Raw genomic sequence first — 22952 nt, forward strand, 5'->3', positions numbered from 1 at the left:
AAGAAAAAAATGCAAAAATTTGAAAAACCATAGAATTTACCACTATTGGATTATAAATCTATTCCGCCTCACCGGATATGTCGTTCATCACCCCCCGCCAGACATCCCACACCCTCGCTATGCGTCCAACACACACCGCTAGCCGTCCCACACCCCGCTAGGCGTCCATACCCCGCCAGGCGTCCCATACCCCGCCAGGCGTCCCGACGGATTTGAAATCCGTCGTAAAAAAAGGTTCGACCTATCAAACCAGGGGATTTGTAATCCCCTAATCCACAACATATTACAATCTCCCTGCTGCGGATTACAAATCCGCAGAACATAAATAGGTTAGGCCATTTTTTAACGACGGATTGCAAATCCGTCGAAACGCCTGACGGAGGATAGGGAGATTATATAAAAAATATCGCCCACCAGCTGATATCCGCTTGCACAACAGGTGTTGGGCGAGCGCATATCAGCTGTTATGCAAGCGCACAACAGCTGTTGTGCGGCTGAAGACATAGGCATCTCCGGCTTATACCATTAATTCTTCCGGCAACAAGCAAAGGTTACTCCGAAGACTATTAACGTAAAAACGATGCTACAATGATAGTACTTACAAGCAACAGCGATAGTACTAACAAGCAACAATGATAGTACTTACAAGACGCAAAGCTGGCTTGTAGCGCTTATTGCCTCACTATGGCACAACATTGCCCTTTACCAGGGCAATAATCTGCCATTACCAGGCACAAAACGATGCGTCGGGAGCTTTTTTATAAAAGCACCACTCTTCTTTTTACTCTTCACTCTTCACCAAATCGGCTGAAACCCCGATAAACACTGGGGTTGCGAGAGGTGAAGAGTGACGCACCACTCTTCACCACTCTTCACCACTCTTCACCTGGATATTTTATTCATCGGATTACGCTGAGTTAACAGAACATTCTGGCTCCACGGATTACGCACGGATTTTAAACGGATGATCGACCTGTTCGGTCTGGGGCCGAAACCACATTTTATGTCCCACAGATTTGGCTTTCCCTTCGGCCGCCGATTTTCAATTCACAGATTTTCACAGATTTTCCGGGTGAAGAGTGGTGAAGAGTGGTGAAGAGTGGCGCGCAACTCTTCACCCGTGCAAATTCCTTAGCTACAGACATTCATGCCATTCCTGTGAAGAGTGAAGAGTGTTTTTGAAGCTGTACGGGCAAAGTTTTTCGGGAAAAGTTTTGGAGATTAGGAGATAAAGTATTATCTTTGCCATCAGATTCAAAAACGAATAATCAAACTGAGTTATGATAGTAAGACCAAAGCGCATTTATCGCAAGCGCATACCATACGGCATGCAGAATTTTGAGGATGTCATAAAAGAGGATTGCTACTATGTTGACAAGACTCCTTTCATCGAGCAGATAGAAGAATCCAACAAGTATTTCTTCTTCATTCGCCCTCGCCGTTTCGGCAAGACACTTACCCTCTCCATGCTTGAGAATTACTATGACATCAACAAGAAAGACAAGTTTGAGGAAATCTTTGGCAAGCTATACATCGGGCAGAATCCTACACCAGAGCATAGTACATATCTCATCATCCACCTCAATTTTGCCGAGGTGGCAGCAGGATTGGATGATTATAAGGATGGACTGGACAACCATTGTCGCCTTGTATTCAATTTCTTCTGCGACATCTATGCACATATTCTTCCTGCTGGTACCAAGGAAGGATTGCAACAGGAGCCTGATGCTGTATCCAAGTTGAGATTTCTTTGCCAGAAGTGCCAGGAGGTGGGAAAGAAGATTTATCTCTTCATCGATGAGTACGACAACTTCACCAACATGATTCTCGCCCATGAGGAGCATCTTATGAGGTATCGAAACCAGACCCACGGTGAGGGATACTTGCGCCAGTTCTTCAACACCATCAAGGGTGCGGCTGGCAATACCCTGGGCAGAGTGTTCGTCACGGGAGTAAGCCCTGTGACCATGGATGACCTGACCAGCGGATTCAACATCGGAACCAACTACTCGCTCTCACCTGACTTCAATGAGATGACGGGATTTACCGAGAAAGAAGTGAGAGAGATGCTGGATTATTACGGCAGCGTCCTGCCGTTCAATCACACCACCGATGAGCTGATCAAGGTGATGAAGCCTTGGTACGACAACTATTGCTTTGCCGAGGAGAGATATGGTGAGACCACTATGTACAACTCGGTAATGGTGCTCAACTTCGTAGATAATTACATCCGAAGCGAATACCAAATCCCTAAGAAGATGGTGGAGACAAACATCCGCATCGACTATGACAAGATGCGCATGCTCATCCGACACGACAAGGAATTCGCCCACGATGCCAGCATCATCCAGCAGTTGGTGACCCAGGGATTCGTGATAGGCACGCTCAACGAAAACTTCCCTGCCGAGCGAATCAACGACCCAGACAACTTCCTCAGCCTGCTGTTCTATTTCGGTATGGTAACGATAGACGGAACATACAAGGGTGAGACCAAGTTCATCATCCCGAATGAGGTGGTGCGTGACCAGATGTACACCTACCTGCTCGACACCTACAAGGAGAATGACTTGGTATATGATAGATATAGCAAGGGTAAACTGGAGAGCAAACTGGCATACGATGGACAATTCAAGCCATACTTTGAATATATCGCCGACTGCCTGAAGAAGTACTCCTCACAGCGAGACAAGCAGAAGGGAGAGGCTTTCGTGCATGGCTTCACCTTGGCGATGACGAGCCAGAACAAGTTCTATCGCCCTATCTCTGAGCTGGACAATGACGGCGGCTATGCCGACATCTTCCTCTCTCCACTCTGTGACATCTACAAGGACATGGTGGATTCATATATCATCGAGTTGAAATATTGCAAGAGCCAAACCACCGATGAGCAAGTGAAAAAGCTCTTCGAGGAGGCTTCAGCTCAAATCTCCCGCTATGCGGAAAGTGATATGGTCAGAGAGGCGGTAAAGACCACAAAGCTCCACAAGCTGGTGGTCATCTACCGCGGAGCGGAAATGGTGGCTTGCGAGGAGATATAATTACCGGAGAAGAATAACAGATTCTACAAATAATAAAATGATAAAATGATGAAAGCAAGACATATCTCTTATCTTATCGCATGCATGCTTATGTTATGCTGCCTGAATACTCAGGCACAGAATGCATTCCCCTACCCTGCGCTGCCTGATACGCTACGCAGCGTAGAACAGCGCGCTACCTACCTCAGCGAGCACTACTGGGACAACTATCAGTTTGCTGATACTACCCAACTGAAAAACGAGGAGATTACAGAACAGGGATTCGTCAACTTCATCGATATCCTCGCCCGTTTCAACGACGAGATCGCCCAGAAAGGCATCAGCGCCTTCACCGCCAAGGCTTACGCACAGAAGCCTGCCAAGGAGAAATTCGAGAGCCTGATAGAGCATTATTTCGACGACCCACAGTCGCCGATGAGAAACGACAGGGTATATAGCTTCTTCCTGGCGGAAATGAAGAAGTCGCCTTACTTCGATGAAGCGGAAAAGGAACGCATCGACTTCAAGTGGAAGGCGGCACGGAAAAACCTGCCAGGCACCAAGGCTACCAACCTCTCCTTCAAGCTGGAAGATGGAAAAATGCATCAGTTGACTGACTATCAGAACGAAAAGGTGATACTCTACTTCTATGATCCGGAATGCGAGAATTGCCACAAGGTTACGGCGTGGCTGAAAAAACAGACCATTCCTGCTGAATACAGAATGCTCAGAATCATTGCGGACGATCAGATAAGTGCTACTTACAGCATCAAGGCGATGCCTACGATTTACTTATTAGACAAAGGCAACATCGTGGTTTTAAAGGACTGTACGCCGGAACTGCTCATCAGCGTAATCAATAACAATTAATAAAAAAAACTAGACTGGTCGTCTAAGCGACGCTTATTATCATTTACATTTACTATTATTCAATTACATTCTTTAATCACACTTTAAATTCACTTTCTATATTATATTTTCTATTCTACCTATTTATATTGAATCATAATCGTAAGGTATTGTATTAATCATATATTCTACCTTATTTCGCCTTTGAAGAGTCGTAATGCATATTGAACTCCTCGCGAGTGTGGTCGTTTCTCTTAACTACGATCACATAGTCACCATCCTTAACTATTCCAACCTTCGCAACAAGTGTGAAATAACCATACTTACCAGACTTGCCGTAATCGCCTGTCTCGGTGATGATAATCTTGTTGCCAACTAACTGAGAGTCAAACTTGATATTTGTGCCCTCATCGAAGATTACATTCTTGTGAGTCAACTGCAACTGACCACCAGAAAGAACCTTGCATACCAGCTTCTCGTTGTTCTCACCATTGATGTTAGAGGTTTCATTTACCTCAGCACCGGTTGTCTGTGAATAACTGAGCAGTGAGAAGTTTGACTTTGTTGTAACGGTGTTGACACGTGTTGTTGTATCGCCCGTCAAATCATCGTCAGCCGCACTGCAGCTTACTAAACCCAATGCCATCATACAAGTGATGACCATTCCAAAAAACTTTTTCATATTTTATCATTTACTAATTGTTATTCAATCATTTAAACCTGGTCTCCTCTTACAAGCATCTGCGGGGTTGCAACACTCTGGAAGACTTCCAAATAACCTTTCGGCCTAAATCATCTTTTACAATATACAAATGATATACAAGAATCTCAAAATGTAGTTCTTACATTTGTTCGGGTGCAAATTTAGAGAAAAAAGTAATACGCTCCAAATATTTTAGGTTAAATTATGTAAAGAAATACAACGTTTACGCACACAACGATTCTGTTACATAACAAAATGTAAGAAAAGCGAAAGAAAGATGAAAGAAAAGGGCATTAAAAAAGCGGGAACCCCGAAGGATTCCCGCTATTATTTTGGGTTGATAAATCTCGAAGATTAGTCGAGGTTAGCCAACTTGTTGTCAGAATGAAGAACATCCTTGATCTTGTGGCTATAGAGGTCAACCATGTACTCACGAGCCTTACCGCAGTACTGACGTGGGTCGAAGTACTCTGGGTGAAGAGCAAATGTCTCACGAACACCAGCTGTGAAAGCAAGACGAGAGTCAGAGTCGATATTGATCTTGCAAACTGCGCTCTGAGAAGCCTTAGTCAACTGCTCCTCTGGGATACCAACTGCATCTGGCAACTTGCCTCCGTACTTGTTGATGATATCAACATACTCCTGAGGAACTGAAGAAGAACCGTGGAGAACGATAGGGAAACCAGGAAGCTGCTTCTCTACTGCCTCCAAAACATCGAATGCCAATGGAGGAGGAACGAGGTGACCAGTCTTAGGGTCACGTGTGCACTGCTCTGGCTTGAACTTGTAAGCACCGTGAGAAGTACCGATAGAGATAGCCAATGAATCGCAACCTGTACGTGTAGCGAAATCAACAACCTCCTCAGGCTTTGTATAGTGAGACTCCTCAGCAACTACGTCATCCTCAACACCAGCGAGGACACCGAGCTCACCCTCTACAGTTACACCGAACTGATGAGCGTAATCAACAACCTTCTTTGTCAATGCAACGTTCTCCTCGTATGGAAGTGAAGAACCGTCGATCATTACAGAAGAGAAGCCGAAATCTACACAGCTCTTACATGTCTCGAAGCTATCACCGTGATCGAGGTGGAGAACGATCTCAGGATGGTTGCAACCCAACTCCTTAGCGTACTCTACAGCACCCTCTGCCATGTAGCGGAGCAATGTAGGGTTAGCATACTTGCGAGCACCCTTAGATACCTGGAGGATAACTGGTGACTTCAAGTTTGAAGAAGCCTGGATGATAGCCTGGAGCTGCTCCAAGTTGTTGAAGTTGAAAGCAGGAACGGCCCAACCGCCCTTGATAGCTCTTGCGAACATTTCCTTAGTGTTCACAAGACCGATTTTCTTGTAATCTACTGCCATAATTGTTATTAATTTTATTGTTTAATGAAACATTCTATTCATTTTTATCAGATGGATTCTAGACGCACCCATCATAACCGAGTGCAAATTTAACTTTTTCTTTTGAGACAGCAAAAAATATGCTTACTTTTTCGTGTTACAAGCGAGTTAAAAAAGTTAATTCCCCCTTTTTAGTCGCCTAAAACCCCTTATTTGCTAATTGCACTTTGCAATTTGTACTCCCGAACGGCATAAGCCAAGACGATGAGGAAACCGATAAACGGTACCACGAAAGGCAGGGTGACATGGGTGGTATCGGCGATCATTCCCATCAGCAGGAAGCCGCATCCGCCTATCGGAGTCATCATCAGGAGCGAGGATGCCGACTTGGTAAGATTGCCCAATCCCGTGAGGGCGATGCTGAAAATGGTAGGGAACATGATTGCCTCGAAAAGATAGTTGCCCACCAGGGCTACCAGCGACACGATGCCCAGATCGCAAAGCACCAGTCCGACGCAGACCACGCTGCCCACGGCACAGATGAGGAGCATGGTGGTTGCCTGGATATGGCGCATGATCCAGCTGCCCAGGAATCTGCCTACCATGAAGAACGCCAGGGCAAGGGTGAGGACGAGAGAGGCGGTGCGGTCGCTCATCCAATGCATGCCGGTGACGAAATTGATGAAGTAGGAATTGATGGAGATCTCGGCCACCTCGTAGCTCAGGAGGGCGAAGAGACCGAAGACGAACATCCTGTGGTTGGCAAAGAGCTTGGCGATATTGCTGCCCTTCGCCTTGTCTTCCGTCGTCTGCTGGTGCTGGATTTCCGGAAGATCGACACGGGAGAACACCACGGCGATGGCAAGCACCAGAACGCCCAGGATGGCATAAGGTATGACCACATTGCCGCCCTGCTGCGTATCATTGAAGAGGAACTGACCGATGCAGAAGGTGGCAAAGATGCTGCCCAGTCCATTGAACGACTGCGAGAGGTTCAATCGGCTGGTAGCGGTCTCCCTGGCACCCAGTTCGGTAACGTATGGATTGGCGGCTGTTTCGAGGAACACCAGTCCGCATCCGATGACGAAGAGGCAGAAGAGGAAGGCAGAGAAGCTGCCTATCGCTGCCCCCGGAATAAAGAAGATGGCACCCAGGCCGAAGAGCAGGAGGCCAAACACCACGCCCCGGCGATAGCCATACTTATTGATGAAGATGCCCGCCGGTATAGCCATGAGGAAATAACCCAGATAGGTGGTTACCTGGATCATGGCTGACTGGGTGATACTGATGTGCAGGGCATTCTGGAAGTGCTTGTTGAGCACATCGAGAATGGCACGCGCGAAGCCCCACAAGAAGAAGAGCGACGTGATGAGAATGAACGGGACAAGATATTTCTTGTCGCTCACTGAATGGTTTTCTGTTTCTTGGTTCAACATTTTTTTATTCTATTTCTTTTTTACTGAACACTTTTTTATTCTTGATGCCGGCAGTGCCGGGAGCCTATTCCTGCGGATGCAGGACTGCTCCCTCCTGCTTCTTGCCATCCATCAGAATTCTGAGCGGACGGTCGAAGCGTACATGGCGCACATACTGCGTCTCTTCTACGGCTGGCATCGCATCCAATATCTCCTTGTTTACGAAGCCTCCCTCTTCGGTATTGGTATCTACCGTGAAATAGCCCACGCCGAAAGAGGTGAGGTTCTGGAAGAAGTGGGTGCCCTGACTCGGATCGATGTTGTAATTCTTCAAAGCCACCTCTACGATGACGCGGGCGGCACTGATATGCGGCCACTTGACCGGTACGCCCAGGTAATGATCACTCGATCCCCAGCGGCCCGGACCTATCAGCACATAATTCTTGCCATCTGCCAGGAACTTGCGGTTGATGCGCTCGATATCATCGGCTACATAGAAATTGTTCATCGCCGAGAATTGGTCATCGTACTTCACATACACCACATCGGTGACATCCTCGCTGATGCCATGGCCCAGGGAGTTGTGGGAACGGAGCAGACAGTCGGCATCCGGTATCGCCCTGACATCCTCGTCGAGCATCTCCTTGGCATCCACGATCGGACGGATCTGGAGGAGATAGAAATCACAGGTCTTGTCGGCATGGATATTGCAGGCAAACTCAATCTCCACCGGTCGGCGCATCGCCTCGGAACCGCACTTCATCGACATCTGCATGAGTTCCGGCAGAGGCACCACATCGTGCTGGAGCACTCCGGCAAAGGTGATGAGCTTGCGGCCGGTTTCATACACACCGTCGTTGATGACCTGATCGTAAGGGTCGAAGGTAGAGGCGATGTAGTTGAGACTCTGGTCTTCTACCGCATCCTTCACACGGAGCTTGAGGATATTGAATCCGTCATCCACCTTGAAGTCATCGCCCACGTGCTTCATGTCGAGAGCATAAAACTGGGTCTGGGTATCGCGCAGCGCCATCTCCGTCTCGGAAGTCTGCAGCACCTGATGCGGATGATACGGACAGACGCGGAGGGTCTGACCGCCATCCACGATATACTTACCCAAACCGAGGGCAAGACTGGCTATGCCCTCCTCTGCCTCCTCATCGCCGATAGGATAATAGTTGAGCGAACGGAGCACGCCACTCATCGTAGGATAATAGCGGGTGCCGTAGTCCTTGCCCACCACCTCCTGCAGGATTACCGCCATCTTCTCCTGGTCGATGACGTTGCGGGTGGCGGTCATGTATGCCTTGGAATCGCGATAGAACACCGAGGCATACACGCCCTTGATGGCGCAGGCGAGCATCTGGAGCATCTGATACTTATCCTCGAGATAAGGTATCATATAGGTGGAATAGATGCCGGCGAAAGGCTGATAGTGGGCATCCTCGAGCAGCGAACTGGAACGGATGGCGATAGGACTCTTCGTTGCCTCGAAGAAGGTGAAGAAGTCGGCTATCAGCGAATCGGGCAGCTGCGCATGGAGGAAGTGCTTCAGGATTTCATCATCGCTGGCATCGCTCAAAGCTATCGGATAGAGATTGTTGCTCATCATGAACTCGTCGAAGATATCGGTACAGAGCACCACGGTCTTCGGAATCTGCACGGTGGCATTCTCATACTGGTTGAACTCAGGATGGCGCTTGATGATGTTGTCGAGGAAGGCAAGTCCCCTGCCCTTTCCGCCCAGCGATCCTTCGCCGATGCGGGCAAAATGGGCATACTTATCGAACTTCATACGGTCGAACACGGCAACCACGCCCAGGTTCTTCATGTGACGGTACTGCACGATGGCATCGAAGATGATCTGTCGGTGGGCATCCACATCCTGCAGCTTCTCCCAGGTGACGTGCTTCAGGAAGGCGGAAACCGGGAAGATGGCACGGGCACAGAGCCAGCGGCTCATGTGGTTGCGGCTGATATGATAGAGCATCGAATCGTTGGGGATGTTGAAGATGTTATCCTGCAACTCCTTCAGACTGCGGATGCGCATGATTTCCTCGTGAGTTTTCGGATCGCGGAAGATGAAATCGCCGAAGCCCATGTGCTCCTCCATCAGGCGACGGAGATCCACACTCATCTTCTTGGAGTTCTTATCTACAAAGCGGAATCCCTCGGCTTCTGCCTTGGCACGGTTGTCGCTCTCGGAACTCTCGATGATGAGCGGTACGAACGGATCGGTCTTGCGGATGTAACGGAAAAGGCGCAATCCGGCATCAGGACATTTCTCACGTCCGAAGGTATCGGTGCCGTGCTCGGGATTCGCCTCCTGCTCCACCTCGTTGCCGAAAGCCTTGGCGGCACTCTTCAACGGGAATCGGGCATCGCTGATGACACCCAGGGTATTGTTGGAATACTTATCGTAAAGTTTCTGCGCCTCTTCGTAGGTACGGGCGAGCACCACCTTCGGACGGCCACGCATTCGCATCGTGGCAGCATGGCGGTTGAGGGCTTCCTTGGAAAAATTCTTGCTCTGCTCGAGGATATAGTTGTAGAGGTTGGGCAGGATGGAACTGTAGAAGCGCACGGAGTCTTCTACCAGGAGTATCATCTGCACGCCTGCCTCCCGGATATCGTGCTCCAGGTTCATCTTATCCTCTATGAGCTTGATGATGGAGAGGATGAGGTTGGTGTTGCCCAGCCAGCAGAATACGTAATCGAAGATGCTGAGGTCTTCGTTCTCCATTCGCTTGGTGATGCCGTGGGAGAACGGGGTGAGTACCACGCAGTGGATATTCGGGAACTTGCCCTTGATATCACGCGCCACATCGAAGGCATCGTTGTCGGCATTACCCGGCATACAGATGACGAGGTCGATGACGGTGGAGCGCAGTACCTGGGCTGCCTCTTCGGTGGTTGAGACCTGGGTGAAGGTTGGGGGGTAACGGAGACCCAGCTCCATATACTCATTATATATCTTCTCCTCGATGCGTCCATCATCTTCTAGCATGAACGCATCGTAAGGGTTGGCTACAATCAAGACATTGTAGATACGTCGCATCATGAGATTGACAAATGATACGTCTTTCAAATAGAACTTATTCCACTCTTGGGGTACATTATTTTCCATATGTGTAGCGAATTATAGTGCAAAGATACTGATTTTCTGAGATTTTCTTGCATTTTTCATCGTTTTTTTATATATTTGCAAACAAAATATCGAGAAGTTATGAAAAGAAGATTATTTATCATAGCATTATTGAGTACATTTCTGAGTACATTATCATACATCCCATGCTGCGGTCAGAAGCATCAGCGTGGCAAGGCATCCTATTACTCTAAACGTGCCACGGGTGCCAGGTCGGCAAGTGGACAGAGAATCCACCATGACAGTCTGACGTGTGCACACCGTTATTATCCCTTCGGCACGATGCTGAAGGTTACGAATCTGAGAAATGACAAGAGTGTAATCGTTGAAGTGATCGACCGTGGTCCGTTCGGAAGGGGAAGAATCATTGACCTTTCCTGGGCAGCAGCGAAAGAAATCGACATGATTTCGCAGGGTGTGGCTACGGTGAAGGTAGAAAGACTGGATAACCCTGTTCCTTTCAAGCCTGAGGATAGCAAGCTCCCGAAGATAGATTTCGAAATGGCTGAGTTTGAACCCGACCATTATTTCGAAAAGAAGGAAAAGGCAAGGGAGAAAGCTGAAGCCAAGATCGAGGCAAAGGAAAAAGCTAAAGCCAAGGTTGAAGCAAAGGAAAAAGCCCCTCATCACCACCATACGCCATGAGCCAACAGTCACCGGCAGAAGGTAAAGAGCAGAAGCTCCTAGCACCAATACGCCCTGAAAGGGCAGAAGCTCCTAGCCCAGGGCAACACCCTGGGTAAACCAGCTATGTACAATACGCCCTGAAAGGGCAAAAGCTTTATACTCCCCCCAAAAAAGAAAAAAGCAAGAACCAGCAATCAAGCTGTTTCTTGCTTTTTTTGATTTTATGTTGCAACTACTAGGAGATTATTATCTCTTGGTAGGGATATTGAATTCATTGACCTTGGAAATGGATTTGCCCTCATGAATCACACTCACGCAGAACCTTGCCATTCCATCCTTTAACTTTCTATCCGCTTTCACCATTGCGGTGTACCGAACACCCGATCCTGGGGAAATCTTCTCGACATGGATACTCGGCGAAATGAAGATATGTTTGTTGCCGGTGGTTTCAACCACGGTTGGAACAACATCGTAAACCGGCTCATGACCTCGGTTGACAATCTCGAATATCACCTTGCAGGTTTCATTGCGATTCAAACAATTATCTTCGTTGTCATCAACAAACCGGGCATTCACAATCTCCAAAGTAGGAGAATAGGAGAATCGGGCACCAAGCTCCTCTACGGTAGCAGTAGGCATAGAAGTAGTAGGCTGCTGGGCACTGTAATCACCGGTATAGTCCTTGCCCTTGAAATCATAGAGACGGTCATCACCCCCATTGTTGGAATCGAAGATCTCGGGATTATCGGTTACAGGCGCATTGCCGTAATCACTTACGGAGCGCCGCTCTACTTTATCCTGCTTGTAAGCTGCTTCACGGTCAGCCTGCGCCTGATCAGCCTGACTTCCGATGACAGCACCTACAACAGCTCCGCCAGCCATGCCGATGATGGTTCCCATGTCAGAGCCTCTAGGTCCACCGGATAATCCACCGATGGCGGAACCGAGAATGGAGCCGATAGAACCTCCAGCATAGGCTCCACTGCCAGTATATGTATCGCAACTGCTCATCACCAGCGAAGAGCAGAGCATCAAAAGTATCACTTTTTTCATAACCCTATCATTTAATTCTGCTGCAAAAGTACAACTATTTATTGAAAACATGAAGAAAGAATCCCTAAATAAAGTTAGGGAATCCCCTAAAACAAAAAAAGCGCCTCTGTCTAACGACAGAAGCGCTTATATATAGTGAGATCAGTTGTAACTTATTCAGCTGCAGCCTCTTCAGTTGCAGGTGCCTCAGTTGCAGGAGCCTCCTCAGCCTTTGTTGCCTTGCGACTACGACGAGTCTTCTTAGCAGCAGCCTTAGGAGTCTTAGCCATGTTCTCATCAAAGTCAACGAGCTCGATGAAAGCAATCTCAGCTGCGTCACCCTGACGGGTACCCAACTTGATAACGCGAGTGTAACCACCAGGACGGTTAGCTACCTTCTCAGCTACCTCACCGAAGAGAGCCTTCACAGCGTACTTGTTCTGAAGATAACGGAAAACAACACGACGTGATGTAGTTGTATCATTCTTTGAACGTGTGATCAGTGGCTCAACATACTTCTTAAGAGCCTTTGCCTTTGCGAGGGTCGTAGTGATTCTTTTGTGCTCACTCAAGATAAGTGATGCAGCCATGTTAGCCAACATCGCGTTACGATGAGAAGCAGTACGACCTAAATGGTTGAATTTCTTATTGTGTCTCATTTTAATTTTTGTTCTTTTTGGACAAAGGATGCATTACGCATCCTTGTCTAATTTATACTTTGAAATATCAGTTCCAAAAGACAGATTCAGACTCTCGAGCAAATCATCAAGCTCTGAGAGCGATTTCTTACCGAAGTTGCGGAACTTCAAGAGGTCAGTCTTGTTAAACTGAACCAAATCACCCAAGGTATCTACATCAGCTGCCTTCAAGCAGTTGAGCGCACGAACACTAAGGTTCATATCTACGAGACGAGTCTTGAGCAACTGGCGCATGTGAAGAACCTCCTCATCAAACTCCTGGTTGGTATCCTGATCAGGACTCTCCAGGGTGATCTTCTCATCAGAGAAGAGCATGAAGTGATAGATAAGGATCTTCGCAGCCTCTTTCAGCGCATCCTTAGGACTAATGGAACCATCTGTTGTAACTTCGAGTACGAGCTTGTCATAGTCGGTCTTCTGTTCAACACGATATGGCTCAACCGCATACTTTACGTTACGGATAGGGGTGTAGATGGAATCGATTGGGAGAACGTTAACGTCTGTGCAGAATTGACGATTCTCATCAGCAGGGACGTATCCACGACCCTTATTAATTGTCAGATCAATCTGCATCGAAGCTTTGGAGTCTAAATGACAAATCACCAAATCAGGGTTTAACACTTCAAATCCAGTCAGATACTTGCCTATATCACCAGCCTTGAATTCTGTAGAATTCTCAACGGTGATACTAACTTTCTCATTCTCGAATTCTTCTACTACTTGCTTGAATCGAACTTGCTTGAGATTCAAGATAATGTTGGTAACATCTTCCTTTACACCAGGAACTGAAGAGAACTCGTGCTCAACACCCGCAATGCGGATGGTGTTCACAGCGTAACCCTCCAATGATGAAAGGAGAATGCGGCGCAAGGCGTTACCGATGGTAACACCAAAGCCAGGCTCCAACGGACGGAACTCGAACTTTCCGAACTGGTTGTCAGCCTCCAGCATTACTACTTTATCAGGTTTTTGAAATGCTAATATCGCCATTAATTTAATGATTTATTTAGAGTACAACTCAACGATTAACTGCTCCTTAATATTCTCTGGAATGTCAGCACGCTCTGGCTTGTGCAAGAACTTGCCACTCTTAGAATTGTCGTCCCACTCAATCCATGGGTACTTGCTATGATTGAAACCAGCAAGTGCTGCCTCGATTACCTCGAGAGACTTAGACTTCTCACGAACGGCAACTACCATACCTGGCTTAACTGCAAATGAAGGGATATTAACTACCTTGCCATCAACAGTGATGTGCTTGTGACCCACCAACTGACGTGCAGCAGCACGAGTAGGAGCGATACCAAGACGGAATACCACGTTGTCGAGACGGCACTCGAGATTCTGGAGAAGAACCTCACCAGTAATACCCTCAGCCTTAGCAGCCTTCTCAAACATATTACGGAACTGACGCTCTAATACACCGTAAGTGTACTTAGCCTTCTGCTTCTCTGCCAACATGACACCGTACTCAGACATCTTGCGACGACGGTTGTTGCCATGCTGTCCAGGAGGGAAGTTTCTCTTGGACAAAACTTTGTCTGCGCCGAAGATTGGCTCACCAAAACGACGCGCAATTTTAGATTTCGGACCTATATATCTAGCCATAATATTTATAAAATGCTATAATGTTTGTATCAATGAATGCTATTATACACGACGACGCTTTGGAGGGCGACATCCGTTGTGTGGTAATGGAGTTACGTCAACGATCTCAGTTACCTCGATACCTGCACCGTGTACGGCACGGATAGCAGACTCACGACCGTTACCTGGACCCTTTACGTATGCCTTAACCTTGCGAAGACCAAGGTCAAAAGCTACCTTTGCACAATCCTCTGCAGCCATCTGAGCAGCATAAGGAGTGTTCTTCTTAGAACCACGGAAACCCATCTTACCAGCTGAAGACCAAGAGATAACCTGACCCTCGTTGTTAGCAAGAGATACAATGATGTTGTTGAATGAGCTGTGTACGTGAAGCTGACCGATTGCGTCAACACGTACGTTTCTCTTCTTAGATGTTGCTTTTTGCTTTGCCATAATTAATTTCCTCCTTAGAATTACTTAGTAGCCTTCTTCTTATTAGCAACAGTCTTCTTCTTACCCTTGCGAGTACGAGCATTATTCTTTGTGCTCTGACCGCGAACTGGAAGACCATTACGATGTCTAACTCCACGATAGCAACCAATATCCATCAGTCGCTTAATGTTCATCTGGATCTCAGAACGGAGATCACCTTCAACCTTGAACTCAGCGCCGATAATTTCACGGATCTTGGCTGCCTGATCGTCAGTCCACTCGCTGACTTTCAGGTCACGGCTTACACCTGCCTTATCCAATATCTTTGCTGAACTACTTCGACCGATACCATAGATATAGGTCAATGCGATTTCGCCACGCTTATTCTGGGGCAAATCTACTCCAACAATTCTTATTGCCATTGTTTAATAAAAAATTAAAAAATTAATACTTTGCGTTAAAAGCGGTGCAAAAGTACAACTTTTTTTTGAAACAGCCATACTTTTACAGAACTTTAACATTAGCCCTGACGCAATTTCATCTTAGGGTTCTTCTTGTTGATAACGAAGAGACGACCCTTACGACGTACGATCTTGCAATCAGCTGAACGCTTCTTCAATGATGCTCTTGTCTTCATAACCTTATATGTGATAATTATTTGTATCTAAAAACAATTCTACCCTTAGTCAAGTCGTATGGACTCATTTCCACCTTCACCTTATCACCAGGTAAAATCTTGATGTAATGCATTCTCATCTTACCAGAGATGTGGGCAGTAATGTCAACACCATTCTCCAATTCAACGCGGAACATAGCATTTGATAATGCCTCTACAATTGTTCCATCTTGCTCAATAGCGGCCTGTTTTGCCATAATTAAATTTTTTGTCCTTCTAAATGTTCAACTTCTACGAATGAAGATAAAATTTCAGCTTTACCTTTTCGAACAACGATTGTATGCTCAAAATGAGCAGCTGGTTGACGATCTCTAGTAACTATGCTCCACTTGTCGGGGAGCAAGCCAATCTGACGGTCGCCCATTGTTATCATCGGCTCTATAGCCAAGCACATACCTTCCTTTAACAGAATGCCGGAACCACGACAGCCGTAATTACGAACCGGAGGATCCTCGTGCATAGCCCTGCCAATGCCATGACCTGTTAGCTCTCGTACTACTCCATAACCATATTGCTGGCAATGGGTCTGTACAGCGTAACCAATATCACCCAAATGCTTTCCTGCCACAGCCTGTTCGATACCCAGGTACAAAGATTCTTTAGTTACCTTAAGGAGTTGTTGAACATCGGAAGTTATCTCTCCAACAGCGAAAGTATAGCAACTGTCACCGTTGAAACCTTCTAAAAGGGTGCCGCAGTCGATGGAGATTATATCACCATCCTTCAGCACGTCCTTCTCACTAGGAATACCATGTACTACTACATCATTGATGGAAGTACATATACTAGCGGGAAAAGGCTCTCCATAAGGATTAGGAAAATTCTTAAACGTTGGAATCGCACCGTGATCACGGATGAACTCCTCGGCTACCCTATCCAAATGGAGAGTCGTTACACCTGGTTTTATATGTTTACCTAATTCCGCAAGCGTTGCACCAACGAGTTGGTTAGTCTTGCGCATCAGGTTAATTTCATCCTCTGTCTTCAGAAATATCTGCATTTCAAAAGATAAAGATTAATATGCAGCAACACCACCCTGACGAGTATGGCCTGAATTGAGAAGACCATCATAGTGGCGCATAAGCAAATGACTCTCGATCTGCTGCAATGTGTCAATCACAACACCTACCAAAATCAACAGAGAAGTACCTCCGAAGAATTGTGAGAAGGCCTGCTGCACATCAAGAAGTCCTGCAAGAGCTGGCATAATCGCAATAAATGCAATAAATAATGAACCTGGTAAAGTAATACGAGACATTACGGTATCAATGTACTCAGCGGTATCCTTACCTGGCTTAACACCTGGAATGAAACCATTGTTACGCTTCATATCCTCCGCCATCTGAGTTGGGTTCAATGTAATAGCAGTGTAGAAATATGTAAACGCAATCACGAGGATTACATAGATTACATTATAAAGTAAACTGCGGTTATCCATCAGCTGCTGAACAACGCTACTTGCATTTTCAGACTGGTAGCGAACTACTGCCAATGGAATGAACATCAAAGCCTGCGCAAAGATGATAGGCATTACGTTGGCTGCGAAAAGTTTCAATGGGATGTACTGACGTGCACCACCATACTGCTTGTTACCAACCAAGCGCTTAGCGTACTGAACCGGGATCTTACGTGTACCCTGTACCAGAAGAATTGAGGCACAAACTACAGCGTAGAGAATAAGGATCTCTACAATGAACATGATCAAACCACCACCAGAGATAGCCTGCAAACGAGAGGTCATCTCCTGTACGAATGCCTGAGGCAAACGAGCGATGATACCAATCATAATGATGAGAGAGATACCATTACCTACTCCCTTATCCGTGATACGCTCACCAAGCCAGAGAATAAACATACTTCCTGCTGCAAGGATGATAGTAGCTGGAATCATAAAAACGGTCCAGCTAATACCCGTTGCCAAAGCGTTAGCAGCCTGCATCTTCAAATTCAGAAGGTAACTAGGAGCCTGAAAGACCAGGATGGCTACAGTCAGGACTCTAGTGTACCATTGTATTTTCTTGCGGCCGCTCTCGCCCTCGCGCTGCATCTTCTGGAAGTAAGGTACAGCGACAGCAAGAAGCTGCATAACAATTGAAGCTGAGATATAAGGCATAATTCCCAATGCGAAGATAGACGCATTAGAAAATGCACCACCAGAGAACATGTCCAAAAGCGACATAAGACCGCCTGAGGTCTGCGACTGCAATTTTTCCAACATACTCGGATTGATACCCGGAAGTACCACAAACGAGCCAAAACGGTAAATAGCCGTAAACAGAAGAGTAATGAGGAGTCTCTGACGGAGGTCCTCAATCTTCCAACAGTTCTTTAGTGTCTCAATAAACTTTTTCATTACTTAGATTATAGTTGCGTTACCACCTACTGCCTTGATTGCTTCTTCGGCAGTCTTTGAGAAAGCATTAGCTTCAACTTCCAATTTTGCTGTAAGTTCACCGTTACCGAGAACCTTAACGAGCTCCTTACCATTGGTAAGACCAGCTGCCTTGAGTTCCTCAATACCGATCTTTGTAAGGTTCTTTGCTTCTGCAAGAGCCTGAAGAGTTGAAAGGTTTACTGCGAAGTACTCCTTATGGTTGATATTCTTGAAACCAGCCTTTGGAACACGACGCTGCAATGGCATCTGACCACCTTCGAAACCAATCTTTCTCTTATAACCAGAACGAGCCTTGGCACCCTTGTGACCACGTGTAGAAGTACCACCGAGACCAGAACCTGGACCACGACCAATACGACGACGTGAATGGGTAGAACCTGCAGCAGGTTTCAAATTATTTAATTTCATAATCGTTCCTAATTTTTTGAGATTAATTAATCAACTACACTTACGAGGTGATGAACCTTACGGATCATACCACGGTTGCTAGGAGTATCCTCTACCTCAACAACCTGAGAAATCTTGCGGAGACCCAGACAAGCGAGTGTACGCTTCTGATCAACTGGAGCACCGATCTTACTCTTAATCTGCTTGACTTTAATTGTTGCCATATTCGATAAATCCTAATTAACCGTTAAATACTTTATCCATACTGATACCACGCTCACCTGCTACAGTGTAAGCATCACGCATCTCTGCGAGAGCAGCGATAGTAGCCTTTACCAGGTTGTGGGCATTAGATGAACCCTTAGACTTTGCAATAACGTCCTTGATACCTACGCTCTCAAGAACAGCACGCATAGCACCACCGGCCTTCAAACCAGTACCGGCAGCAGCTGGCTTGATGAGAACCTTAGCACCACCGAAAGCTGTCTCAACCTCGTGAGGAACTGTACCCTTGAGTACAGGAACCTTAACCAGGTTCTTCTTAGCAGCCTCAGTACCCTTAGCAATAGCAGCTGTAACCTCACCTGCCTTACCAAGACCGTAACCGATAACACCGTTACCGTCACCTACAACGACGATAGCAGCGAATGTGAAAGTACGACCACCCTTGGTAACCTTAGTTACACGGTTGATTGCAACCAAGCGATCCTTAAGTACTTCTTCGTTATTTACCTTTACTTTATCCATTGCCATAATCGTTTAAAATTTAAGACCACCATTACGAGCACCGTCAGCCAACTGCTTTACGCGACCGTGGTAGAGATAACCGTTACGGTCGAAAACTACTGACTCAACGCCAGCAGCCTTTGCCTTCTCTGCGATGAGCTCGCCAACCTTGGTTGCCTGCTCCTGCTTAGGCATCTTCTCCAAACCGAGTGAAGAAGCTGATGCAAGTGTAGTGCCTGTCAAATCATTAATAACCTGAGCGTAAATCTGCTTGTTAGAGCGGAATACACTGAGACGTGGACGCTCAGCTGTTCCGTTAACATTCTTGCGAATGCGGAACTTTATCTTAATTCGTCTTTCTACTTTCTTTGTTGTCATAATCGTAAATAATTAAAATTACTTAGCTGAAGCACTCTTACCAGACTTTCTGCGAATAACTTCACCCTTGAAGAGAATACCCTTACCCTTATAAGGCTCAGGCTTGCGGAAAGAACGAATTTTTGCACAAACGAGTCCCAACAACTGCTTGTCGCATGACTCCAATGTCAAGATTGGGTTCTGGTTTCTTTCAGACTTAGTCTCAACCTTAATCTCCTTAGGCAACTGGATGAAAATAGGGTGAGTGTAACCCAAAGCGAACTCGATCAAGTTGCCCTGGTTAGAAACACGATAACCAACACCTACCAATTCCAAAACCTTTGTATAACCAGCGCTAACGCCAACAACCATGTTGTGAACGAGAGAGCGATACAAACCGTGGAAAGCCTGCTTCTGCTTAACATTTACAGGACTATTTTCATCGATTTCAAAGCTAATCTGACCATCTGCGTTGATAAACTTGATAGATGGATCAATCCACTGAGAAAGTTCACCCTTAGGGCCCTTTACTGTACAAACGTGTGAATCGTTGTCATAGTTTACAGTAACACCTGCAGGGATACTAATTGGCAATTTTCCTATTCTAGACATATAAAAGCCTCCAATTAATAAATATAGCAAAGAACCTCGCCACCGATCTTAAGATCAGAAGCCTCTTTGTCTGTCATTACACCTTTGGATGTAGATAAGATAGCAATACCTAATCCGTTAATAACTCTTGGCATGTCCTTGTAACCAGTGTACTTACGCAAACCTGGAGTTGACACGCGCTTCAAACACTTGATAGCGTTTTGCTTTGTAGTTGGGTTGTACTTCAAGGCAACCTTGATTGAGCCCTGAGGACCATCCTCTACAAACTTGTAGTTGAGGATGTAACCTTTCTCGAAGAGGATCTTTGTAATCTCTTTCTTCAAGTTAGACGCAGGAACTTCTACAACACGGTGATGAGCCATGATTGCGTTTCTGAGTCTTGTCAGATAATCTGCTATTGGATCTGTCATAAAATATAAATGTTTAATTAATCGGGACTGCCCCGACAATATTAAATAATAAAAAATTCCTTGCCTGTAAAGATTACCAGCTTGCCTTCTTAACACCTGGAATCAAACCTGCAGAAGCCATCTCACGGAACTGGATACGTGAAAGACCGAACTGGCGGATATAACCCTTTGGACGACCAGTGATCTTGCAACGGTTGTGAAGACGGATAGGGTTTGCATTCTTAGGGATAGCCTGAAGCTTACGAGCTGCCTCGTATGCTTCGGCTGGATCATTAGAAGTTGCAATAATCTTTTTCAGAGCTTCGCGCTTCTCAGCGTAACGAGCTACAAGCTTTGCACGCTTAATCTCGCGAGCTTTCATTGATTCTTTTGCCATATCTCTTAATCTTTATTTGCGTTCTTGAATGGAAGACCGAATGCCTTCAGAAGTGCAAAACCTTCCTCGTCTGTCTTGGCAGTTGTAACGAAGGTGATGTTCATACCCTGAATACGGTCAATCTCATCGATGTTGATCTCTGGGAAGATGATCTGCTCTGTGATACCCAATGTGTAGTTACCACGGCCATCGAACTTGCTCTCAATACCCTTGAAGTCGCGGATACGAGGAAGAGAAACACGAACGAGCTTCTCCAAGAACTCGTACATACGCTCACGACGCAATGTTACCATAACACCGATAGGCATCTTCTTACGAAGCTTGAAGTTTGCGATATCCTTCTTAGAATATGTAGCAACAGCCTTCTGACCGGTGATAGCAGTAATCTCGTTGATAGCTACGTCAACAATCTTCTTGTCCTGTGTAGCGTCACCGAGACCCTGGTTGATGACAATCTTCTTCAAAACTGGAATCTCCATTGCTGAAGAATAGTTGAACTGCTTCTGAAGAGCAGGAGCGATTGTCTCCTTATATACTTTCTTTAACTGTGCTGTATCCATTACTTGATTTCCTCCCCTGACTTTTTAGCGATGCGAACAACGTTTTTACCCTCATGCTTAATAGCAACGCGAGTAGCCTTGCCACTCTTAGGATCGATCAAACTCAAATTTGAGATATGAATAGGAGCCTCCTGCTTTACGATGCCTCCCTGAGGATTCTGTGCAGATGGCTTAGTGCTCTTAGATACCATATGCACACCCTCTACGATGGCACGGTTCTCGTCAACGAGGACCTTGAGCACCTTACCTGTCTTGCCCTTATCAGCACCGGCAATAACGATAACGGTATCGTCTTTCTTAATATGTAACTTACTCATTACTTTATACTTTTAAAATATTAAAGAACCTCAGGTGCCAAAGAAACGACTTTCATATTAACTGCACGAAGCTCACGAGCAACAGGGCCGAAGATACGGCTACCACGAAGCTCACCTGCATTGTTGAGCAATACACAAGCGTTATCGTCGAAACGGATATATGAACCGTCTGCACGACGAATCTCCTTCTTTGTGCGAACAATCAAAGCCTTTGATACTGCACCCTTCTTCAAATCACTTGATGGGATAACGTTCTTGACAGCAACGACAATCACGTCACCAACGCTAGCGTAACGACGGCCTGTACCACCGAGAACTCGAATGCAAAGAGCCTCGCGAGCACCGCTGTTATCACATACTGTAAGTCTTGATTCTGCCTGTATCATAATTACTTAGCTTTTTCTACAATTTGTACTAATCTCCATCTCTTTGTCTTAGACAGAGGACGAGTCTCCATGATCATAACTGTATCACCTACGTTAGCCTCATTGTTCTCGTCATGTGCATGGTACTTCTTTGTCTTCTGGACAAACTTACCATAAATAGGGTGCATCTCCTTGAACTTAGCTGCAATAACAATGGTTTTATCCATCTTGTTGCTGATAACAACACCCTGTCTTACTTTTCTTAAATTTCTTGTTTCCATCTGGACCATTATTATTTGTTAAGTTCTCTCTGACGAAGTTCAGTTTTCATACGTGCGATATCACGACGAGCAACCTTAATCTCTGATGGATTCTCAAGTGGAGTTACGTTGTGGTTGATCTTCTTCTTGTTCAAAGCGTCAACTGCTGCCTCCAACTTCTCAACCAATTCCTTGGTCTCGATATTTTTAATTTCTGCAATCTTCATAATTAAGCGTTTTTATCGTAATCACGTCTAACAATAAACTTAGTCTTCACAGGAAGCTTCTGAGCGCAAAGACGGAGTCCCTCCTTTGCAATGTCGAAGCTTACACCCTCTACTTCGAAGAGAATACGACCTGGTGTAACAGGTGCAACCCATCCTGCTGGATCACCCTTACCTTTACCCATTCGGACATCGGCTGGCTTACGAGTGATTGGCTTATCAGGGAAAATGCGAATCCAGACCTGGCCCTGACGGTTCATGTAGCGGTTCAATGCCACACGAGCTGCCTCAATCTGACGGCTATCGATCCACTTTGACTCAAGAGTCTTGATGCCGAAAGAACCGAATGCCAATTGTGTACCTCTGTGAGCGTTGCCCTTATTGCCACGACCATCTTGAGGTCTTCTATATTTTACTCTTTTTGGCTGTAACATG

The 22952-nt window shown here is 46.1% G+C and carries 30 protein-coding genes; 3 read left to right on the forward strand and 27 right to left on the reverse strand.

The features are described 5' to 3' along the window. Positions 1 to 1280 precede the first annotated feature (1280 nt). Both DXD25_RS07000 and DXD25_RS07005 read left to right on the forward strand, forming a co-directional pair. Positions 1281 to 3038, forward strand: a complete 1758-nt coding sequence (locus DXD25_RS07000) for an ATP-binding protein (RefSeq protein WP_187360449.1) — start codon at positions 1281 to 1283, stop codon at positions 3036 to 3038. Positions 3039 to 3083: 45 nt separating this feature from the next. Further along, complete coding sequence (locus tag DXD25_RS07005) at positions 3084 to 3887, forward strand: DUF5106 domain-containing protein (RefSeq protein ID WP_117662518.1); 804 nt, start codon at positions 3084 to 3086, stop codon at positions 3885 to 3887. Between the two features lie 172 nt (positions 3888 to 4059). Here the strand turns inward: DXD25_RS07005 and DXD25_RS07010 are convergent, their stop codons facing one another. The 4 genes from DXD25_RS07010 to DXD25_RS07025 all read right to left on the reverse strand — a co-directional run bounded on the left by DXD25_RS07010 (position 4060) and on the right by DXD25_RS07025 (position 10458). After that, positions 4060 to 4548: a hypothetical protein gene (locus tag DXD25_RS07010; protein WP_147327873.1), complete on the reverse strand. Its 489-nt coding sequence runs from the start codon at positions 4546 to 4548 to the stop codon at positions 4060 to 4062. A 375-nt stretch (positions 4549 to 4923) separates the two neighbouring features. Next, positions 4924 to 5937, reverse strand: coding sequence for a class II fructose-bisphosphate aldolase (locus DXD25_RS07015; protein WP_117662522.1), 1014 nt, complete (start codon positions 5935 to 5937; stop codon positions 4924 to 4926). Positions 5938 to 6125: 188 nt separating this feature from the next. Further along, entirely contained in the window at positions 6126 to 7352 is a 1227-nt protein-coding gene (locus DXD25_RS07020) for a sugar MFS transporter (RefSeq protein WP_117662524.1), read from the reverse strand. A gap of 64 nt (positions 7353 to 7416) precedes the next feature. Continuing rightward, a complete protein-coding gene (locus tag DXD25_RS07025; RefSeq protein ID WP_117662526.1) occupies positions 7417 to 10458 on the reverse strand; it encodes a PEP/pyruvate-binding domain-containing protein in 3042 nt (1013 codons plus the stop codon). A 99-nt stretch (positions 10459 to 10557) separates the two neighbouring features. Here DXD25_RS07025 and DXD25_RS07030 point away from each other — a divergent pair, with 99 nt between their 5' ends. After that, the gene (locus DXD25_RS07030; RefSeq protein ID WP_117662528.1) at positions 10558 to 11121 is read left to right on the forward strand and encodes a septal ring lytic transglycosylase RlpA family protein; all 564 of its coding nucleotides are present in this window, start codon (positions 10558 to 10560) and stop codon (positions 11119 to 11121) included. A gap of 228 nt (positions 11122 to 11349) precedes the next feature. Here DXD25_RS07030 and DXD25_RS07035 read toward each other — a convergent pair whose 3' ends face one another. The 23 genes from DXD25_RS07035 to rplP all read right to left on the reverse strand — a co-directional run bounded on the left by DXD25_RS07035 (position 11350) and on the right by rplP (position 22951). Continuing rightward, a complete protein-coding gene (locus tag DXD25_RS07035) occupies positions 11350 to 12156 on the reverse strand; it encodes a hypothetical protein (protein WP_117662530.1) in 807 nt (268 codons plus the stop codon). A 152-nt stretch (positions 12157 to 12308) separates the two neighbouring features. After that, a complete protein-coding gene (gene rplQ / locus DXD25_RS07040) occupies positions 12309 to 12794 on the reverse strand; it encodes a 50S ribosomal protein L17 (protein WP_089543910.1) in 486 nt (161 codons plus the stop codon). A 33-nt stretch (positions 12795 to 12827) separates the two neighbouring features. After that, the gene (locus tag DXD25_RS07045; RefSeq protein WP_089543911.1) at positions 12828 to 13823 is read right to left on the reverse strand and encodes a DNA-directed RNA polymerase subunit alpha; all 996 of its coding nucleotides are present in this window, start codon (positions 13821 to 13823) and stop codon (positions 12828 to 12830) included. A gap of 12 nt (positions 13824 to 13835) precedes the next feature. Next, complete coding sequence (gene rpsD / locus DXD25_RS07050) at positions 13836 to 14441, reverse strand: 30S ribosomal protein S4 (protein ID WP_089543912.1); 606 nt, start codon at positions 14439 to 14441, stop codon at positions 13836 to 13838. A 42-nt stretch (positions 14442 to 14483) separates the two neighbouring features. Then, positions 14484 to 14873, reverse strand: a complete 390-nt coding sequence (rpsK, locus tag DXD25_RS07055; protein ID WP_089543913.1) for a 30S ribosomal protein S11 — start codon at positions 14871 to 14873, stop codon at positions 14484 to 14486. Between the two features lie 20 nt (positions 14874 to 14893). Further along, on the reverse strand, positions 14894 to 15274 hold the full coding sequence (rpsM, locus tag DXD25_RS07060; protein ID WP_117662532.1) for a 30S ribosomal protein S13: 381 nt from the start codon (positions 15272 to 15274) through the stop codon (positions 14894 to 14896). A 98-nt stretch (positions 15275 to 15372) separates the two neighbouring features. After that, positions 15373 to 15489: a 50S ribosomal protein L36 gene (gene rpmJ / locus DXD25_RS07065; RefSeq protein ID WP_006848814.1), complete on the reverse strand. Its 117-nt coding sequence runs from the start codon at positions 15487 to 15489 to the stop codon at positions 15373 to 15375. 17 nt (positions 15490 to 15506) lie between these two features. Further along, on the reverse strand, positions 15507 to 15725 hold the full coding sequence (gene infA / locus DXD25_RS07070) for a translation initiation factor IF-1 (protein ID WP_006848815.1): 219 nt from the start codon (positions 15723 to 15725) through the stop codon (positions 15507 to 15509). A gap of 2 nt (positions 15726 to 15727) precedes the next feature. Continuing rightward, positions 15728 to 16528, reverse strand: coding sequence for a type I methionyl aminopeptidase (gene map, locus DXD25_RS07075; RefSeq protein WP_117662534.1), 801 nt, complete (start codon positions 16526 to 16528; stop codon positions 15728 to 15730). A gap of 15 nt (positions 16529 to 16543) precedes the next feature. Continuing rightward, entirely contained in the window at positions 16544 to 17881 is a 1338-nt protein-coding gene (secY, locus tag DXD25_RS07080) for a preprotein translocase subunit SecY (protein ID WP_089543915.1), read from the reverse strand. Between the two features lie 3 nt (positions 17882 to 17884). Beyond that, complete coding sequence (gene rplO / locus DXD25_RS07085; protein WP_089543916.1) at positions 17885 to 18331, reverse strand: 50S ribosomal protein L15; 447 nt, start codon at positions 18329 to 18331, stop codon at positions 17885 to 17887. A 26-nt stretch (positions 18332 to 18357) separates the two neighbouring features. After that, positions 18358 to 18534 (reverse strand): 50S ribosomal protein L30, encoded by a 177-nt coding sequence (gene rpmD, locus DXD25_RS07090; RefSeq protein WP_089543917.1) that lies wholly within the window; start codon positions 18532 to 18534, stop codon positions 18358 to 18360. Between the two features lie 16 nt (positions 18535 to 18550). Then, a complete protein-coding gene (gene rpsE / locus DXD25_RS07095) occupies positions 18551 to 19063 on the reverse strand; it encodes a 30S ribosomal protein S5 (RefSeq protein ID WP_117662536.1) in 513 nt (170 codons plus the stop codon). A gap of 6 nt (positions 19064 to 19069) precedes the next feature. Further along, positions 19070 to 19414 (reverse strand): 50S ribosomal protein L18, encoded by a 345-nt coding sequence (rplR, locus tag DXD25_RS07100; protein ID WP_089543919.1) that lies wholly within the window; start codon positions 19412 to 19414, stop codon positions 19070 to 19072. 18 nt (positions 19415 to 19432) lie between these two features. Continuing rightward, entirely contained in the window at positions 19433 to 20005 is a 573-nt protein-coding gene (gene rplF / locus DXD25_RS07105) for a 50S ribosomal protein L6 (protein WP_089543920.1), read from the reverse strand. A gap of 14 nt (positions 20006 to 20019) precedes the next feature. Continuing rightward, on the reverse strand, positions 20020 to 20415 hold the full coding sequence (gene rpsH, locus DXD25_RS07110; RefSeq protein ID WP_006848822.1) for a 30S ribosomal protein S8: 396 nt from the start codon (positions 20413 to 20415) through the stop codon (positions 20020 to 20022). A 73-nt stretch (positions 20416 to 20488) separates the two neighbouring features. Then, the gene (rpsN, locus tag DXD25_RS07115; protein ID WP_089543921.1) at positions 20489 to 20791 is read right to left on the reverse strand and encodes a 30S ribosomal protein S14; all 303 of its coding nucleotides are present in this window, start codon (positions 20789 to 20791) and stop codon (positions 20489 to 20491) included. 5 nt (positions 20792 to 20796) lie between these two features. Continuing rightward, positions 20797 to 21351 carry a 50S ribosomal protein L5 gene (gene rplE / locus DXD25_RS07120; protein ID WP_022122149.1) on the reverse strand — a complete coding sequence of 185 codons (555 nt, stop codon included), beginning with the start codon at positions 21349 to 21351 and terminating at the stop codon, positions 20797 to 20799. After that, positions 21351 to 21668, reverse strand: coding sequence for a 50S ribosomal protein L24 (gene rplX, locus DXD25_RS07125; protein ID WP_089543922.1), 318 nt, complete (start codon positions 21666 to 21668; stop codon positions 21351 to 21353). The genes rplE and rplX overlap by 1 nt, the downstream gene beginning before the upstream one ends. Before the next feature lie 20 nt (positions 21669 to 21688). Beyond that, entirely contained in the window at positions 21689 to 22054 is a 366-nt protein-coding gene (gene rplN / locus DXD25_RS07130) for a 50S ribosomal protein L14 (RefSeq protein ID WP_089543923.1), read from the reverse strand. Between the two features lie 2 nt (positions 22055 to 22056). Then, positions 22057 to 22323 (reverse strand): 30S ribosomal protein S17, encoded by a 267-nt coding sequence (rpsQ, locus tag DXD25_RS07135; RefSeq protein WP_006848827.1) that lies wholly within the window; start codon positions 22321 to 22323, stop codon positions 22057 to 22059. A gap of 2 nt (positions 22324 to 22325) precedes the next feature. After that, on the reverse strand, positions 22326 to 22520 hold the full coding sequence (gene rpmC / locus DXD25_RS07140; protein WP_006848828.1) for a 50S ribosomal protein L29: 195 nt from the start codon (positions 22518 to 22520) through the stop codon (positions 22326 to 22328). A 2-nt stretch (positions 22521 to 22522) separates the two neighbouring features. After that, positions 22523 to 22951 (reverse strand): 50S ribosomal protein L16, encoded by a 429-nt coding sequence (rplP, locus tag DXD25_RS07145; protein ID WP_006848829.1) that lies wholly within the window; start codon positions 22949 to 22951, stop codon positions 22523 to 22525. Between the last annotated feature and the right edge of the window lies 1 nt (position 22952).

Origin of the sequence: Prevotella sp. TF12-30 (genome assembly GCF_003436715.1) — a bacterium.
GTDB lineage: Bacteria > Bacteroidota > Bacteroidia > Bacteroidales > Bacteroidaceae > Prevotella > Prevotella copri_A.

What these genes read in the sequence shown, in the direction of transcription:
- DXD25_RS07000 (WP_187360449.1), top strand. Translation starts at nt 1,281, where the DNA reads ATGATAGTAAGACCAAAGCGCATTTATCGCAAGCGCATACCATACGGC.
- DXD25_RS07010 (WP_147327873.1), bottom strand. Translation starts at nt 4,548, where the DNA reads ATGAAAAAGTTTTTTGGAATGGTCATCACTTGTATGATGGCATTGGGT.
- rpmD (WP_089543917.1), bottom strand. Translation starts at nt 18,534, where the DNA reads ATGGCAACAATTAAAGTCAAGCAGATTAAGAGTAAGATCGGTGCTCCA.
- rplQ (WP_089543910.1), bottom strand. Translation starts at nt 12,794, where the DNA reads ATGAGACACAATAAGAAATTCAACCATTTAGGTCGTACTGCTTCTCAT.
- rplO (WP_089543916.1), bottom strand. Translation starts at nt 18,331, where the DNA reads ATGAAATTAAATAATTTGAAACCTGCTGCAGGTTCTACCCATTCACGT.
- rplE (WP_022122149.1), bottom strand. Translation starts at nt 21,351, where the DNA reads ATGGATACAGCACAGTTAAAGAAAGTATATAAGGAGACAATCGCTCCT.
- rpsE (WP_117662536.1), bottom strand. Translation starts at nt 19,063, where the DNA reads ATGGCAATGGATAAAGTAAAGGTAAATAACGAAGAAGTACTTAAGGAT.
- rpsD (WP_089543912.1), bottom strand. Translation starts at nt 14,441, where the DNA reads ATGGCTAGATATATAGGTCCGAAATCTAAAATTGCGCGTCGTTTTGGT.
- rpmJ (WP_006848814.1), bottom strand. Translation starts at nt 15,489, where the DNA reads ATGAAGACAAGAGCATCATTGAAGAAGCGTTCAGCTGATTGCAAGATC.
- DXD25_RS07045 (WP_089543911.1), bottom strand. Translation starts at nt 13,823, where the DNA reads ATGGCGATATTAGCATTTCAAAAACCTGATAAAGTAGTAATGCTGGAG.
- DXD25_RS07035 (WP_117662530.1), bottom strand. Translation starts at nt 12,156, where the DNA reads ATGAAAAAAGTGATACTTTTGATGCTCTGCTCTTCGCTGGTGATGAGC.
- rplX (WP_089543922.1), bottom strand. Translation starts at nt 21,668, where the DNA reads ATGAGTAAGTTACATATTAAGAAAGACGATACCGTTATCGTTATTGCC.
- secY (WP_089543915.1), bottom strand. Translation starts at nt 17,881, where the DNA reads ATGAAAAAGTTTATTGAGACACTAAAGAACTGTTGGAAGATTGAGGAC.
- rplR (WP_089543919.1), bottom strand. Translation starts at nt 19,414, where the DNA reads ATGACAACAAAGAAAGTAGAAAGACGAATTAAGATAAAGTTCCGCATT.
- infA (WP_006848815.1), bottom strand. Translation starts at nt 15,725, where the DNA reads ATGGCAAAACAGGCCGCTATTGAGCAAGATGGAACAATTGTAGAGGCA.
- DXD25_RS07025 (WP_117662526.1), bottom strand. Translation starts at nt 10,458, where the DNA reads ATGGAAAATAATGTACCCCAAGAGTGGAATAAGTTCTATTTGAAAGAC.
- map (WP_117662534.1), bottom strand. Translation starts at nt 16,528, where the DNA reads ATGCAGATATTTCTGAAGACAGAGGATGAAATTAACCTGATGCGCAAG.
- rplF (WP_089543920.1), bottom strand. Translation starts at nt 20,005, where the DNA reads ATGTCTAGAATAGGAAAATTGCCAATTAGTATCCCTGCAGGTGTTACT.
- rplP (WP_006848829.1), bottom strand. Translation starts at nt 22,951, where the DNA reads ATGTTACAGCCAAAAAGAGTAAAATATAGAAGACCTCAAGATGGTCGT.
- rpmC (WP_006848828.1), bottom strand. Translation starts at nt 22,520, where the DNA reads ATGAAGATTGCAGAAATTAAAAATATCGAGACCAAGGAATTGGTTGAG.
- rpsH (WP_006848822.1), bottom strand. Translation starts at nt 20,415, where the DNA reads ATGACAGATCCAATAGCAGATTATCTGACAAGACTCAGAAACGCAATC.
- rpsN (WP_089543921.1), bottom strand. Translation starts at nt 20,791, where the DNA reads ATGGCAAAAGAATCAATGAAAGCTCGCGAGATTAAGCGTGCAAAGCTT.
- DXD25_RS07030 (WP_117662528.1), top strand. Translation starts at nt 10,558, where the DNA reads ATGAAAAGAAGATTATTTATCATAGCATTATTGAGTACATTTCTGAGT.
- rpsQ (WP_006848827.1), bottom strand. Translation starts at nt 22,323, where the DNA reads ATGGTCCAGATGGAAACAAGAAATTTAAGAAAAGTAAGACAGGGTGTT.
- rpsK (WP_089543913.1), bottom strand. Translation starts at nt 14,873, where the DNA reads ATGGCAAAGCAAAAAGCAACATCTAAGAAGAGAAACGTACGTGTTGAC.
- rpsM (WP_117662532.1), bottom strand. Translation starts at nt 15,274, where the DNA reads ATGGCAATAAGAATTGTTGGAGTAGATTTGCCCCAGAATAAGCGTGGC.
- DXD25_RS07015 (WP_117662522.1), bottom strand. Translation starts at nt 5,937, where the DNA reads ATGGCAGTAGATTACAAGAAAATCGGTCTTGTGAACACTAAGGAAATG.
- DXD25_RS07005 (WP_117662518.1), top strand. Translation starts at nt 3,084, where the DNA reads ATGATGAAAGCAAGACATATCTCTTATCTTATCGCATGCATGCTTATG.
- rplN (WP_089543923.1), bottom strand. Translation starts at nt 22,054, where the DNA reads ATGATACAGGCAGAATCAAGACTTACAGTATGTGATAACAGCGGTGCT.
- DXD25_RS07020 (WP_117662524.1), bottom strand. Translation starts at nt 7,352, where the DNA reads ATGTTGAACCAAGAAACAGAAAACCATTCAGTGAGCGACAAGAAATAT.